The 13,547-nt window shown below is 72.7% G+C and carries 14 protein-coding genes; 6 read left to right on the top strand and 8 right to left on the bottom strand.

Annotation, left to right across the window (positions count from 1 at the left end):
• Positions 1–248 precede the first annotated feature (248 nt).
• Complete coding sequence (locus ACQP1P_RS08720) at positions 249–593, top strand: hypothetical protein (RefSeq protein WP_433084807.1); 345 nt, start codon at positions 249–251, stop codon at positions 591–593.
• 238 nt (positions 594–831) lie between these two features.
• Here the strand turns inward: ACQP1P_RS08720 and ACQP1P_RS08715 are convergent, their stop codons facing one another.
• The 3 genes from ACQP1P_RS08715 to ACQP1P_RS08705 form a co-directional block, all read right to left on the bottom strand.
• The gene (locus ACQP1P_RS08715) at positions 832–1,149 is read right to left on the bottom strand and encodes a hypothetical protein (protein WP_433084805.1); all 318 of its coding nucleotides are present in this window, start codon (positions 1,147–1,149) and stop codon (positions 832–834) included.
• Between the two features lie 10 nt (positions 1,150–1,159).
• Positions 1,160–2,170: an S-adenosylmethionine:tRNA ribosyltransferase-isomerase gene (locus tag ACQP1P_RS08710; protein WP_433084803.1), complete on the bottom strand. Its 1,011-nt coding sequence runs from the start codon at positions 2,168–2,170 to the stop codon at positions 1,160–1,162.
• Between the two features lie 200 nt (positions 2,171–2,370).
• Positions 2,371–3,027: an SDR family oxidoreductase gene (locus ACQP1P_RS08705; RefSeq protein WP_433084801.1), complete on the bottom strand. Its 657-nt coding sequence runs from the start codon at positions 3,025–3,027 to the stop codon at positions 2,371–2,373.
• 113 nt (positions 3,028–3,140) lie between these two features.
• On the opposite strand from ACQP1P_RS08705, the gene ACQP1P_RS08700 reads away from it, so the two are divergent.
• Entirely contained in the window at positions 3,141–4,265 is a 1,125-nt protein-coding gene (locus tag ACQP1P_RS08700) for a GAF domain-containing protein (protein ID WP_433084799.1), read from the top strand.
• Complete coding sequence (locus ACQP1P_RS08695) at positions 4,258–4,884, top strand: response regulator (RefSeq protein ID WP_433084797.1); 627 nt, start codon at positions 4,258–4,260, stop codon at positions 4,882–4,884. Before ACQP1P_RS08700 ends, ACQP1P_RS08695 begins: the two co-directional genes overlap by 8 nt.
• Before the next feature lie 40 nt (positions 4,885–4,924).
• Here ACQP1P_RS08695 and ACQP1P_RS08690 read toward each other — a convergent pair whose 3' ends face one another.
• The gene (locus tag ACQP1P_RS08690; RefSeq protein WP_433084795.1) at positions 4,925–5,593 is read right to left on the bottom strand and encodes a hypothetical protein; all 669 of its coding nucleotides are present in this window, start codon (positions 5,591–5,593) and stop codon (positions 4,925–4,927) included.
• A gap of 45 nt (positions 5,594–5,638) precedes the next feature.
• Between ACQP1P_RS08690 and ACQP1P_RS08685 the strand changes: the two genes are divergently transcribed.
• Positions 5,639–7,570 (top strand): hypothetical protein, encoded by a 1,932-nt coding sequence (locus tag ACQP1P_RS08685; protein WP_433089924.1) that lies wholly within the window; start codon positions 5,639–5,641, stop codon positions 7,568–7,570.
• Positions 7,571–7,609: 39 nt separating this feature from the next.
• Positions 7,610–8,416, top strand: coding sequence for a DUF1028 domain-containing protein (locus ACQP1P_RS08680; protein WP_433084793.1), 807 nt, complete (start codon positions 7,610–7,612; stop codon positions 8,414–8,416).
• On the opposite strand, the gene ACQP1P_RS08675 is transcribed toward ACQP1P_RS08680, so the two are convergent.
• Positions 8,402–9,304 (bottom strand): LysR family transcriptional regulator, encoded by a 903-nt coding sequence (locus tag ACQP1P_RS08675; protein WP_433084791.1) that lies wholly within the window; start codon positions 9,302–9,304, stop codon positions 8,402–8,404. The genes ACQP1P_RS08680 and ACQP1P_RS08675 overlap by 15 nt on opposite strands.
• A gap of 64 nt (positions 9,305–9,368) precedes the next feature.
• Here ACQP1P_RS08675 and ACQP1P_RS08670 point away from each other — a divergent pair, with 64 nt between their 5' ends.
• A complete protein-coding gene (locus ACQP1P_RS08670; RefSeq protein WP_433084789.1) occupies positions 9,369–10,691 on the top strand; it encodes an aspartate aminotransferase family protein in 1,323 nt (440 codons plus the stop codon).
• On the opposite strand, the gene ACQP1P_RS08665 is transcribed toward ACQP1P_RS08670, so the two are convergent.
• The 3 genes from ACQP1P_RS08665 to ACQP1P_RS08655 form a co-directional block, all read right to left on the bottom strand.
• Positions 10,666–11,058 carry a DUF2255 family protein gene (locus ACQP1P_RS08665; RefSeq protein WP_433084787.1) on the bottom strand — a complete coding sequence of 131 codons (393 nt, stop codon included), beginning with the start codon at positions 11,056–11,058 and terminating at the stop codon, positions 10,666–10,668. The two genes, ACQP1P_RS08670 and ACQP1P_RS08665, sit on opposite strands and share 26 nt — an antisense overlap.
• Positions 11,059–12,040: 982 nt before the next feature.
• Positions 12,041–12,592: a hypothetical protein gene (locus ACQP1P_RS08660; protein WP_433084785.1), complete on the bottom strand. Its 552-nt coding sequence runs from the start codon at positions 12,590–12,592 to the stop codon at positions 12,041–12,043.
• Positions 12,593–12,784: 192 nt separating this feature from the next.
• The gene (locus ACQP1P_RS08655) at positions 12,785–13,510 is read right to left on the bottom strand and encodes a TetR/AcrR family transcriptional regulator (protein ID WP_433084783.1); all 726 of its coding nucleotides are present in this window, start codon (positions 13,508–13,510) and stop codon (positions 12,785–12,787) included.
• Positions 13,511–13,547: the final 37 nt, after the last annotated feature.

Here is a 13,547-nt window from a genome sequence, read left to right as displayed (position 1 = left end):
GTGGCAGACCTTCGTGACGGCTTGACGCCGCGAGAGGTTGTCGAGGCGTTGTACGCGCCGGCAACACTGCGGCTGGACAACAGGGCGCCGGCACGGGAACCAACGTTCATGGCGGTGTGTGCGCCGACCGATGACCAGCGACTCATCGTTGTCGTGTGCATACGTACAGAGCAAGTCGAACCATGGACCATCAGCGGGGCTCGCGACGCCGGCATGCATGAGCGACAGATGTGGAGGAAGCACACGTCATGACCGAGAAGCGCACAGATCTTGCCGGCATGCCGGGGCACGACGCGGCCGCATTTGCGATGAACAACGACCTGGGTGAGCTGTTTGAGGATGCGGACGTTGTGAAGGAGCGTCGGCCGGCGAAGATGGTGACCGCACTCCGCATCGACCTGGATATTCAGGCTGAACTGGAGGCCGCTGCTGCCGCTCGGGGCATCGGAACGTCCACGCTGATGCGAGAGATCATCGAGGATTGGGTCCGCACCCAGCGCGACGCACCAGCGCCTGATCAGCTCGGCGAGCTCATGCGCCATCTGGACGCCGCCCGCCACGCCGCCGCATCACTCCGGCAGGACGCCGCCTGAGCCGCGGACGGACGGGCATCTCACCGCCTTGAGCGGGCTGAACGCCCACTACCAGCTCCCGGAGCTCGCCGCGGAGTTCGCCCGGCTGCGGGAGGCCGCTCGGGCCGGTTCGTAGCGGGCGGCCCGCTCCCGAGGAACGGCTCAGGCCGGATCCGCCGCTCGCAGGGCGGCCCGCTCCCGAGGAACGGCTCAGGTCCGCTCCCGAGGAACGGCTCAGGGCCGCTTCCGAGGCGACGGCTCAGGCCAGCTCCGCCGGCGGCTCGTAGCGGGCGGCCCGCTCGGCGAGCAGCTGACCGAAGACGCCGCTCGGGCGCCCGCAGTCGGCGCAGACGAAGTTGTCGTCCAGCCGCGGGCCGCCGCAGTGGTCGCAGCGCCCCCGGTCGCGCGGGTCGGCGTAGGCCCGCAGCGCCTCCGCGAGGGCCTTCGCGACCGGCGCGCGCAGGGCGATCACCTGCCCGCCGACCCGCACCTCGGCCACGGCCGGCCCGGGCGCCGGGTCGTACACGTCGATGCGCTCGTTGAACTCCCGCAGGGCCCGCGCCACCAGTTCGTCCACGCGCCCGACCCTACCGCCCGGGCAGCAGGAGGTTCACGTCGCCGAACTCGTGCCAGAGGTAGCCCTCGCGCACGGCCGCCGCGTACGCCGCGGCCAGCACCGCCGGCGCGGCCACCGCGGCGAGCAGGTCGAGGTGCGAGGCGCGCGGCTCGTGGAAGCCGGTCAGCAGCCCGTCGACCACGGTGACGCCGCGGTCCGGGGTGACGACGAGGTCGGTGTACCCCTCGCGGCCCGCGACCGTCCCGCCCGGCGCGGCCGCGCTCTCCAGCGCGCGCACCGCCGTGGTGCCGACGGCGATGATCCGCCCGCCGGCCGCCCGGGCCTCGTTGACCAGGCGGGCCGTCGTGGGCGGGACGCGGAACCACTCCGGGTAGGGCCGCTCGTGCGCCTCCGGCGAGGCGACCCCGGTGTGCAGCAGCAGCGGGGCGAACTGCACGCCCGCGGCGACCAGGCGGGTCACGACCCGCTCGCTGAACGGGCGCGCGGCCGAGGGCATCTCGGCGCTGCCGGGCTCGCGGGCGAAGACGGTCTGGTAGCTCGCCAACGGCCACCGGCGGCGCACGTAGGGATAGCGGATCGGCTCGCCGTACCGCCGCAGAAACTCCGGCACGGGCACCGGCGTGCGCACGGCGGCGGCCCACAGCCGCCCGTGCGTGTAGGGCTCCTCGAGCGTGACGCTCGCCCCGCCGGGCAGCCGCAGCTCGCCCGGCTCCCCGGGGTGCGGGCGCCGGTCGGGGCCCCGCACCTCGACCGCCCACCGCCCGTCGGGCAGGCGGGTGGAGAAGTGCAGGCTCAGCGGTACCCCCACCACCCGCACGGCCGCCGCGAGCGTCCCGGACGTGTTGACGACCAGCACGTCCCCGGCCCGCAGCAGCTCCGGCAGCGCGTCGAAGCGGCGGTGCGCCAGGCCCTGCGGGGACGCGACCAGCAGCCGCACCTCGTCGCGGGCGAGCCCGCGCGCCTCCGGGGGCTCCCGCGCCTCCAGCTCGGCCGGCAGCGCGAAGTCCAGCGCCGCCGTCACAGCTTCACCCGCCCCGCCGCCGGACGCCCGGCGAGCAGCGCGAAGTCCAGCGCCGCCGTCACAGCTTCACCCGCCCCGAGGCCGGACGCCCGGCGAGCAGCGCGAAGTCCAGCGCCGCCGTCACAGCTTCACCCGCCCGGACGCCTTCACCCGCCCGGACGCCGGACGCCCGGCGAGCAGCGCGAGGTCCAGCACCGCCGTCACAGCTTCACCCGCCCGGACGCCGGACGCTCGGCGAGCAGGCGCAGGAACGCGGGGGCGACGGTCTCGGGCTCCGGCCGGTCGCCGATGTCCTCGCCCGGGAAGGCCTCCTGGTGCATCCGCGTGCGCAGGTCGCCGGGGTCGGCCCACCACACGCGCAGCTTCGGCTCCTCCGCGGCGAGCACGTTGCTGAGCTGCTCGACGGCGGCCTTGGCGGCGCCGTAGCCGCCCCAGCCCGGGTAGGCGCCCACGGCCGCGTCCGAGCTGATGTTCACCACCGCGCCGCCGTTGTCGCGCAGGGCGGGCAGAGCGAGCTGGGTGAGCGCGAGCGGCGCGACGAGGTTCACCTCGAGCACGGCGCGCAGCGCCTCCGCCGGATAGTCGGCCAGCGCCGGCTGCGGGCTCGGCCCGAGGATGCCCGCGTTGTTCACGAGCAGGTCGAGCCGCCCGGTCTCCAGCGCGGTCTCGACGAGCCGCGCCCGGTGCCACGAGTCGGTGACGTCCCCGGGCACGGCCCTGACGCCGCCGCGGCCGGCCGGGCCGAGGGTCCGCCCGTCGCCGTAGACGGCCCAGCCCGCCGCCGCGAGCGCCTCGGCGAGCGCCCGGCCCAGCCCGCGCGAGACTCCGGTGACGATGGCGGTTCCCGGTGTGTCCATGGGTGTGTCCATGGCTTCGACGCTAGGAGCGACACGGGTGCGTGCCATCGGGCCGGGGACCGGGGCGTGCCTAGGTCCTTGGTCCTAGGTACCACCTGAGTACCGTGGACGTCGTGGGCGGATGCGATCGGGACGAGCTGCGCGAGGTGAGCGCCGCGGTGCTGGCCGTCACCGCCCACCGCTCGATGCGCGAGGTCCTGCAGACGATCGTCTCGGCCGCGCGGAGGCTCCTGGACGCCGAGTACGCGGCGCTGGGCATCCCCGACGAGCTCGGCTCGTTCCGCGAGTTCCTGGCCGACGGGCTGACCGACGAGCAGTGGCGGCGCATCGGCCCGATCCCGCGCCAGCACGGCCTGCTCGGCGCGATGCTGCGCGACCCGAACCCGGTCCGCTCGGCCGACATCCGCACGCACCCGCGCTTCGAGGGCTACCCCGCGGCCCACCCGGAGATGGCCGACTTCCTCGGCATGCCCATTGTGGACGGCCGCGAGATCCTGGGCGAGCTGTTCCTGGCCAACAAGCGCGGCGGCCCCTTCGACGCCGCCGACGAGGAGCTACTGCGCCTGCTGGCCGCGCACGCCGCGATCGCCATCGTCAACGCCCGGCTCTACGAGCGCGCCCGCGAGCTGTCCATTGTGGAGGAGCGTCAGCGCATCGCCCGCGAGCTGCACGACGCGGTGACCCAGAAGCTCTTCAGCCTCCGGCTCACCGCCGAGGCCGCGGCCGCCCTGGTCGAGCGCGACCCGGCCCGCGCCGCCGCCGAGCTGGACGTGGTGCGCCGCCTGGCCGCCGAGGCCACGGACGAGCTGAAGTCCATCGTGGTCGGCCTGCGCCCGATCGACCTCGCCGGCGACGGCCTCGCCGCCGCCCTGCGCCGCCAGGCCGAGCTGCTCGACCGGGTCCACGAGGCCGAGGTCACCTTCGCCGCCGACCGGGTCCCGCGCCTGCCGGCCGCCCGCGAGGAGGCCGCGTACCGGGTGGCCCAGGAGGCCCTGCACAACGCCCTGCGCCACGCGTCGGCCGCGCGCGTGTCCGTGCGGCTGCGCCGGTCCGGCTCCGGCGTCGTGCTGACCGTCACCGACGACGGCCGCGGCTTCGACCCGCGCGGCGACCTGCCCCGCCCGCGGCTGGGCCTGGCGTCGATGCGCGAGCGCGCCCGGGCCGCCGGCGGCCGCCTGCTGGTCCGCTCCGCGCCGGGCGGGGGCACGGTCGTGACGATGGAGGTGCCGGGTGCCTGATCCCGTGCGGGTGCTCGTGGTCGACGATCATCCGGTGGTACGGCAGGGCCTGCGCACCTTCCTCGACGTGCAGGACGACATCGAGGTCGTGGGCGAGGCCGGCGACAGCGCGTCCTGCGTCACGGAGGCGGCCCGCACCGACCCGGACGTGATCCTGCTCGACCTGCGCATGCCGGGCGGCGACGGGGTGCAGGCCCTGCACGAGCTCGCCGCCGCGGGAATCCGTGCCCGGGTCCTCGTCGTCACGAGCTTCACCGAGCCGTCGGCGGTCCTGCCGGCCGTCCGCGCGGGCGCGGCGGGGTACGTCTACAAGGACGTGGACCCGCCGGCGCTCGCGGCGGCGATCCGCGCCGTGCACGCCGGGCACGTGCTGCTGCACCCGGACGTGGCGCGCCTGCTGACCGAGGGCGGGCCGCCCCCGGACGCGGCGCACCTGACCGCACGCGAGCGCGAGGTCCTGGCGGAGGTCGCGCGGGGGCGGTCGAACCGGGAGATCGCCCGGGCGCTGGGCCTGGCCGAGAAGACGGTGAAGACGCACGTGAGCGCGATCCTGACGAAGCTCGGCGTGCAGGACCGGACGCAGGCGGCCCTGTACGCCGTGCGCAACTCGCTCGGCTGACCTGGACGTTCCCGAGCCGATACATGTGGCCTAAGGCCAGTCATCCGGGCTCTTGCGCGAGATCCGCCGCAGTCGCCTGGGACCAGGCGAGATCGAAGATCCGCAGACAGAAGTCATACATCGGACTCGGGTTCTGAAAGACGGTGCACGGCGAGTTGCGGCCGTGCTCGCGGGCCGAGTACATGGTCAGGTAGGCGACGCGATCGGTGGCGATCACGCGTGCAAGGTGCGGGAAATCGTAGAGTCTGACCTCTACTTCCGAACGGCCACCGATGTGGGCCCGAAGGTAGTCCAGATTCGCCTGAATTTGGCGGCCGAGAAGCCCGGCCCGGAAGGCCAGGTCGTGCTCGCCCACCTCATGCTCGCGCCGCTCCAGCCAGGACCCGGCGGCACCGGACAACGGATCAGGAAGCAGAATCTTCACCGGTACCGTTCCAGACCGGCGGTCCCATAGCTGGGCGAAACTGTCACGAGTCAGCTCATTGCCCCGGCTCGCGAAAACGCGGACCCATCTGGCCTCGCGCAGATCGGCAGCCAGAGCAGCGTTCGCCAGCGACTGCTTGGAATACGTGCGAGCGACCCCGGACCCGGTCCATCGCGAGAGCCAACTGATCAATATGCCGCGGATTTTCGGTGACACAAGCCAGGCAACGCCGGCCGCAAGGATGCTCGCAGCCAAGGAACTGAGCACACCCCAGAAGAACTCCACGGGCCCCCCTCTCTGCTTCCTCTATTCTCGACGTCTGTGCAAGAGATGCTTTCTCCCGAAGCAGTGCGCGGCATGACCTACCGAGAATTCCGCACCCTGGTCGCCGGCCTTCCACGGACACCCGAGGTAAGGCAGGCTCAGGGTGCTGTGCGCCGCCGCGCTCTCGGCTTGTACCGCGAGCGGCCACCGCTTCCGTTCCTGCTGTATCTGGCAGACCAGGAGGGGCGCCTGGTCTGGCGGTCAGCGGAAGCGTTCGCGATCGTCGAGCCCCCGCTCGCCCGGCAGACCGAGTGGTACCGAGTTGTGCGGAACCTGCCCGGGAGCACCCGAGCGCTCGGCCGGCTCGTCCGGAGCTGGCGGTTCATTCCGCCCTTTGCCCCTGCCGTGGTCGGCGTGGTCGCGGCGGTCCCTCTCGGGCTCCTCTCGCCGGCAACGGCCCGGGCTGCGGTCCTGCTCCTGCTGGCAGGCATTGCGCACGCAGTCACCGACATGATCGTCGGAGTGATCCGACTCGGCTGGTCGCTCTTGCGGTCGCTGAGCGTGGGCATGTCCGACGACGAAATTTTCGGCGACGAGATTCGCGGCCACCACTGGACGATCACCTTCTGCCACGCAGTGCATCCCAGTGACGCCGACGGGCTCTGTGCGGACGCATTCCGGCGAACCCGAGAACTCCGTGGTGCCTTGCTGCCCGAGGATCCGGCATTCGGCTCGGAATGCGTCGGTGTTCGACCCGAGAACTTCACCAGTCCTGACGTTCGGTCGCTGCTGGGCGACCTGCCATCCCTACGGCCGCTCCCGCGCGCAGGTTGGTACATGATCGGTGCCAAGCAGCATTTCGAGCGCCCCGTTCATGAAGCCGTCCGCCCATTGAGCGGCATCCGGCTCATGTCCGCCAGCACACTGCTCGCGTTGATCGTGTCGGCCCAATCCGTGGCCTGGTTCGAACGCCAGGCGTGTTCGACCAACGACTGCGGTGCCCGTCCGGTCACCTTTCCGAAGGCGCTGGCCTGGACCGTACGGCATGTCTTCCTGCAGTTTCCGGCGCCGGCGACGCTGCCGTCGCAGGCGCTCGGGGTGCTCGCCCTGATCCTCGTGTGGGTCATGACGCTGTGCGTCATCCTGACGTTGCGCTGGCGCATACGCAACCGACGGGCGCGGAGAGATCTCATGTACACGGCCATCGAGCGGATGGCAGCCGAGCCGACCGTGGCGATCGTGGTCGTCAACGAGACTGAATGCAGAGCCGTGGCGGACGCCTTCGTGGCGCGCATGCCAGGAATGGTGCCGAGACCGGGTAAGGCCGGCGCGAAGGCTGTCACCCTGCTCGGGACGATCGGCGGGGCGAAGGTCGTTCTGGCGCAGAGCGAGCAGGGAACGGTCGGCGCGGGTTCGATGCCTTGGACCGTCGATAACTTGATCAAGCATCTTGACCCTGTGTTCCTGGTTTTGACCGGAGTCGGTTACGGACTGAACGCCCGCGAACTCGATGACGGCGATCAGCAGATCGGTGACGTCGTGGTCGCGACCCAGGTGCGGGCCGCGGACCACCGCAAGGTGACGACTCGGGCCGACGGTACGCAGTACGAGATCACGCGTGGCCCGCTCCCGGAAGCGGCGAGCGACCTGCTCAGTCACGCCCGTGTGCTGGCGCAGGACCGGAGCCCCAAGGTCCACTTCGGTCCGCTGCTCTCACTGAACACGCTGGTGAACAGCGAGGAGGAACGCGCACGACTTCGCGGGCTCGACGAGGAGGCGGTCGCGGGTGAGATGGAGGCCGCCGGTCTGTATGCGGCCGCCGCTCAGACCAGACGCGCCTGGATTGTCGTCAAGGGCATATCCGACTGGGGAATCCGGAAGACCGATGACCACCAAGCCCTGGCCGCTCGGAACGCCGCGGATTTCGTTGCCGACCTGATCTGCCAGATCGAGCCGGGCGCAGCCACGGGCCGCGAAGGTAGGAAGATTGCCGGGTGACAATATTGCCGAAGTGAAGGATTGCCGTACCGTGGCGGCATGACGTTCTCGATCGTCGGGCGGTCCTCCGACGGGCAGTCGCTCGGTGTCGCCGTGGCCAGCAAGTTCCTCGCCGTCGGGGCCGCCGTGCCCGCGGCCGAGGCCGGAGTCGGGGCGCTCGCCACGCAGGCGCTCGCGAACCTCGCGTATCGGGCGCAGGGGCTGGCGCTGCTGCGGACCGGTACCGCCGCCGCCGACGTGATCGCCGGGCTCACCGCCGCCGACGGCGGGCGCGCGCACCGCCAGCTCGGGGTCGTCGGGCCCGCCGGGGACGGCGCGACCTTCACCGGCGACGAGTGCTTCGCGTGGGCCGGGGGCGTGGCGGGCGACGGGTACGCGATCCAGGGCAACATCCTCGCCGGGCCCGAGGTCGTCGCCGAGATGGAGCGGGCCTGGCTCGGGTCCGAGGGGCTGTCGCTGCCGCGCCGGCTGCACGCGGCCCTCGCGGCCGGGGACGCCGCGGGCGGGGACCGGCGCGGGCGGCAGAGCGCGGCGCTGTTCACCGTGCGGCGCGGGGCCGGCTACGGCGGCATGAGCGACACCGAGGTCGACCTGCGCGTCGACGACGATCCCGATCCGGTGGGGCGGATGGGCGGGCTCATCGACCTCTGGGAGCTGTACTTCGGCAAACCCGACCCGGCCACCCTGCTGCCCCTGGAGGGCGAGCTGGCCGCCGAGGTCGCGCGGCGGCTGGAGGCGCTCGGCTACGCCGACCTCGACGCCTGGGCCGGAGTCGAGAACCTCGAGGAGCGCATGGTCGCCGGGGCCATCGACCCGCTCGTGCTGGAGCGGCTACGCGACGGCTGACAGCGCGGCCAGGGCGGCGGCGACCGACGGGCGGGACGCGGCCGAGGCGCGCACGGCGGCCGTGATGCGCCGCTGCAGCGGCTCCCGCAGCGGGTGCGCGGCCACGTCGTAGCGCGCGTCCACGGCCAGCTCCGGCAGTAGCGTCACGGACAGGCCGGCCTCGACGTGGGCGAGCAGCGGCCCGTACGACGCGAACACCGCGGTCACGTCCGGCTCGAAGCCCGCCCGCCGGCAGGCCCGGGTGATGAGGTCGTGCGTCCAGGTGCCGGGGCGCTCGGCCGACCACAGCGCCCCCGCGTAGGCGGCCAGGTCGACCGGCCCGGCGACGGGGGCGGCGGCGGTCACCAGCACCACGCGGTCGGTCGCCAGCGGGGTGTGCAGGATCTCGTCGTCGACCGGGGCCCCGCCGTCGAACAGGTCGGCGGTGACCGCGATGTCGCACGCGCCGCGGCGCAGGGCCGGGATGCCCTCGGTCGGGTCCAGCTCGCGCAGGTCGACGCGCAGGCGGGGGTGTTTGGCCCGCAGGCGGCGGATGGCGGTCAGGACGAAGGCGTTGACCGCGCTCGTGAAGGCGCCGATGGTCAGCCGCCCGGCCGGGGCCGAGCGGTCGCCGGCGACCTCGGCGCGGGCCGTCTCCATCTGGTCGAGGATCGTGCGCGCGTGCCGGGCCAGCGTCTCGCCCGCGTCCGTGAGCCGCAGCCGCCGGCCCGCCCGCTCGAACAGCCGGGCGCCGGCCTCCCGCTCCAGCACGGCGAGCTGCTGGGAGACGGTCGACGGGCTCAGGTGGGCGGCCTGCGCCACGGCCCGCACGGTGCCGAGCGCGGCCAGGTCGCCGAGCAGCTTGAGCCGCCACGGGTCGAGCACCGGTTCCACCTTTTGTTCGATCAAGCCGTACACGCTGTGCGAAATCGTGAGCTGGAAGTGAACATAGCGCGGTCGTAGCGTCGGGGCCATGGCGGACTTCTGGAGCGATGCGCAGCGGCATGTCGTGCGGTACGGCGGGGCGTTCACCCCGGAGATCATCGTGCGCGCCGAGGGCAGCCACGTCTTCACCGAGGACGGCCGGCGCATCCTCGACTTCACGTCGGGGCAGATGAGCGCGATCCTGGGGCACTCGCATCCGCAGATCGTGGCAACGGTACGGCGGCAGATCGGCGAGCTCGACCACCTCTTCAGCGGCATGCTCTCGCGGCCCGTCGTCGACCTGTCGCGCCGCCTCGCCGAGTCGCTGGGCAAGGCGCAGGCGCCGTTCGAGGGGGCGGAGCTGTCCAAGGTCCTGCTGCTGACGACCGGCGCCGAGTCCAACGAGGCGGCCGTGCGCCTGGCGAAGCTCGTCACCGGCGGGCACGAGATCGTGTCGTTCGCGCGCTCCTGGCACGGCATGACCCAGGCCGCGGCCGGGGCCACCTACAGCGCGGGGCGCCGCGGCTACGGCCCGCCCGCGCCCGGGAATTTCGCGATCCCGGCGCCGGACGCGTACCGCCCCGACTTCACCCACCCCGACGGCACGCTCGACTGGCGCCGCCAGCTCGACCACGCGTTCGCGCTCTTCGACGCCCAGTCCTGCGGAGCGCCGGCCGCGTGCCTGGTCGAGCCGATCCTGAGCTCGGGCGGGGTGCTGGAGCCGCCGCCCGGCTACCTCGCCGCCCTGCGGACGAAGTGCCGCGAGCGGGGCATGCTGCTCATCCTCGACGAGGCGCAGACCGGCCTGTGCCGGACCGGCACCTGGTACGCGTTCGAGCGCGACGGCGTCGTGCCCGACATCATCACGCTGTCCAAGACGCTCGGCGCGGGCCTGCCCCTCGCGGCCGTGGTGACGACGGAGGCGATCGAGCAGCAGGCGTACGAGCGAGGCTTCCTCTTCTACACCACGCACGTGAGCGACCCGCTGCCCGCGGCGGTCGGCAACACCGTGCTCGACATCCTGCAGCGCGACGGCCTCGACCGCCGCGCGGCCGAGCTCGGGGAGCGGCTGCGGCGGGGCCTGCTGGAGCTGCGGGGCCGCCACGAGGTCGTCGGCGACGTGCGCGGCCGCGGCCTGCTACAGGGCCTGGAGCTGGTGACCGACCGCGCGACGAAGACCGGCGCGGACCGCCTGGGCGCGGAGGTCACGCGGCGGTGCCTCACGCTCGGCCTGCACATGAACGTGGTCCAGCTGCCCGGCATGGGCGGCACATTCCGCATCGCCCCGCCCCTGACCAGCACCGACGAGGAAATCGACCGCGGCCTGGCCATCCTGGACGAGGCGCTCACCGGGGCGCTCGCCGCGGCCTGAGCCGCAGTGGGGTGGCCGCCGCGGCCGAGGTCACCATCGACGCCGCGCCCGCCGCGCCGTACTTGGCGCGGTAGGCGTCGTCGACCTCGGCGCGGAGCCGCTCGTCGCCGTCGCCGTCGCCGACGTCGGTGACGGTCACGTCGGCCTTCGCGCCCGGGACGCGGATGTGCGCGTGCGCGGAGGCGATCGCGGCGCCGAACCAGCCGGTGTCGCGGCGGTACCAGCTGCGCACGTAGACCTCGCCGGCGACGGTGACCACCCAGACCGGGACGGGCGGACGGTAGGTGCCGCCGGGGCGCCGGACGGCGATCTCCAGCTCGGCCGCGGCGGCGATGCGGGCCAGGGCCTCCGCGGACCAGGCGGTCATCGCCGCCCGCCCCCGGGGAAGTCGCCGCTGTTCGCCCGCCGTTCCGGCGTAATGCAGTACGAACCACCACGGGATGCGCGTGGCACCACCACTCGTGGACCGGCAGGAGAGTGCCAGCAAGCCCGGGTGAACCCTGCGTCCGAGCCCGCCCCGGCCGAGGCGCGGCTCAGGAAGCAGGTGATCCCCCTCGGCGCCGGTCGCCAACGCTGCCGCGGTGAACGAGAACGCCAGTGGCCGCGTACGGCCGCTGGCTGCACTGGGCAGAAAACTCCGGCGCACCTCGCCCACTGCCTTTCCACCTGGCCCGGCCGCTGACAACCGAAGCGACCGGCGGCCGGTCAGCCGCCGTCCTACCCTTCAAACTCCAGATTCGCCGTCACACCTGCAACGGACCGCGCCCGACACCGAGGTTTCAAGCCGGATGCCGCTCCGTTCGGACGCTCCACAGCACAACGTCTGCAGGCAGAATCACGGTCGCTGTTGTTCCGTCCGGAGCCGATCAGCGCGACAAGCTCCTCTGCACGCGTCTCCGCCCTGGCGGAGCCGATGTAGCGGCGATGCGCTGACCAGCGCGCAATTTTGTGGGCCGGCCAAGGCGAGACGTCGCAGGCCTCATTGACAGCCAGCCCTGTGGCGACCGCAAGACCGATCTCGAGAAAGCTCACCACACGCCCTCCGCGGACCAACCGGTCTGGAATCTCGGCGTTGCCCTTCCGGACCGGGCCCGCCTCGACAGTCCTTGCGGTCGGTGCGTTGCCAGCAGGTGGCGCGCTTCCGGTACACCCTCCGGCGTGAGCTTGTAGAAGCGGCGGCGCGGGTTGGGTCACACGAGCCAGCTCACTCATGCGCTTGTCTTACCTAGGTCAGATAGTCGTCGGCGACATTGCCGGAGGCATGCGAAGCTGCCATGCCCGAACGGCACGCGAGCTTGATCAGCCGGGGGAGCTTGACGCACAGAACGTGCATCGACGTGTCGAGCTGTTTACACGAGGACCTGGGGCGGCTGGGACAGGCACACGAAGGGGCCGCGCACGCCGGCGCTGAAGCGCTCCGCCGCCCGCAGGGCCACCTCCACCCGCCGCTGCGGGGCCATGCGCGACTGCGCCGTCGCGAACAGGGCGCCGAGCGCGATCTCGTCCCCCACGCCCACCGCCGCGTACCCGTCGGCGGCCTCGGCGACCTGGTAGTCGTCGTGCACGGTGAAGAGGCGGCCCTTGACGCCCACGAGGAACGTCCCGCCCTCCTCCCGCTCGCTGTCGCGCCGGGCCCAGCCGCCGGTCTTGAGGCACTCGCGCACCGCGTCGATGAAGCGGGTGGCCATGAACCGCTCGATGTCGCCGACCGGCTTCGGGGGCTTCAGGGAGTACCGGATGAGCTGCCCCATCCGGAAGGACGTGGTGAACCCGAAGAGGTATCCGTTGTTGTGGAACACCTTCGAGTCGGCGCGGACGGTCAGGCTCCAGCCCGAGGCGCCCGCCGAGTCGCCGCCGATGTAGACGGTGCCCTGGTGGACCAGGCCGACGATCGCGGTCACGCGGCACCTCCAGACGGGCGGGCGTAGCCCGAGGCGCCCGCCGAGTCGCCGCCGATGTAGACGGTGCCCTGGTGGACCAGGCCGACGATCGCGGTCACGCGGCACCTCCAGACGGGCGGGCGTAGCCCGACGCGCCCGCCGAGTCGCCGCCGACATAGACGGTGCCCTGGTGGACCAGGCCGACGATCGCGGTCACGCGGCACCTCCAGACGGGCGGGCGTAGGTCGCCAGGCCGTCGATCATCAGGTCGAGGGCGAACTGGAAGCGCTCGTCGCCGCTGCCCTCGATCATCGTGGGGGCGAGGGCGACGAGGTTCGGGAACTCGTCGGCCGGCAGGGCGGCGAGGTAGTCGCGGACCTGGTTCAGGTACGGCTCCGCCTCCGCCTCCGTGCGCCGCCCCAGCTCCTGGTGGATGGACTGCTCGACCGCGTCGGCGATGATGACCATCGACATCTGGTCCATCGCCCAGGCGCAGATGCGGTCGGGGATGCCCGCGCCGCGCAGGAGGGCCAGCAGGGCCTCGGTGTAGCGCAGCGAGTTGAGGCCGGTCGGGATGTTGGCCCGCGCGACCCGCACGAGGTCGCGGTGCGAGCAGAACACGTTGCGGCTGGCGAAGCAGGTGCGCTTGACCTCGGCCTTCCAGTCGGGCACGTCGGCGCGCGGGAGCGGGATCTCGCCGACCACGCGGTCCAGGAGCTGTTCGAGGAGCTCGTCCTTGTTGGCGAAGTACGCGTAGAGCGACGCCGCGCCCGTGCCGAGCTCCTGCGCGACCCGCCGCATGCTCAGCGCGTCGAGGCCGTCCCGGTCGACCAGGCGCAGGGCCGTGCTCAGCACCGCCTCCGCGCTCAGGGGCTGGCGGGCGGCCGGGGCTTTCTTCGGCGCCCGCCACGGTGGGACGGGGATGGCGGCAGCAGGCACCCGGCAATCCTACTTGACACGAACGCCGTTCGTAAGT

Source organism: Dactylosporangium sp. CA-052675, from assembly GCF_050947935.1.
Classification (GTDB): domain Bacteria; phylum Actinomycetota; class Actinomycetes; order Mycobacteriales; family Micromonosporaceae; genus Dactylosporangium.
Note: the sequence above shows the minus strand (reverse complement) of the source record. Positions and strands in the feature narration are given on the sequence as shown.

Excerpts from the sequence above, each read along its gene's own strand:
- ACQP1P_RS08720 (WP_433084807.1), top strand. The coding sequence starts at position 249 with ATGACCGAGAAGCGCACAGATCTTGCCGGCATGCCGGGGCACGACGCG.
- ACQP1P_RS08705 (WP_433084801.1), bottom strand. The coding sequence starts at position 3,027 with ATGGACACACCGGGAACCGCCATCGTCACCGGAGTCTCGCGCGGGCTG.
- ACQP1P_RS08685 (WP_433089924.1), top strand. The coding sequence starts at position 5,639 with ATGCTTTCTCCCGAAGCAGTGCGCGGCATGACCTACCGAGAATTCCGC.
- ACQP1P_RS08680 (WP_433084793.1), top strand. The coding sequence starts at position 7,610 with ATGACGTTCTCGATCGTCGGGCGGTCCTCCGACGGGCAGTCGCTCGGT.
- ACQP1P_RS08670 (WP_433084789.1), top strand. The coding sequence starts at position 9,369 with ATGGCGGACTTCTGGAGCGATGCGCAGCGGCATGTCGTGCGGTACGGC.
- ACQP1P_RS08665 (WP_433084787.1), bottom strand. The coding sequence starts at position 11,058 with ATGACCGCCTGGTCCGCGGAGGCCCTGGCCCGCATCGCCGCCGCGGCC.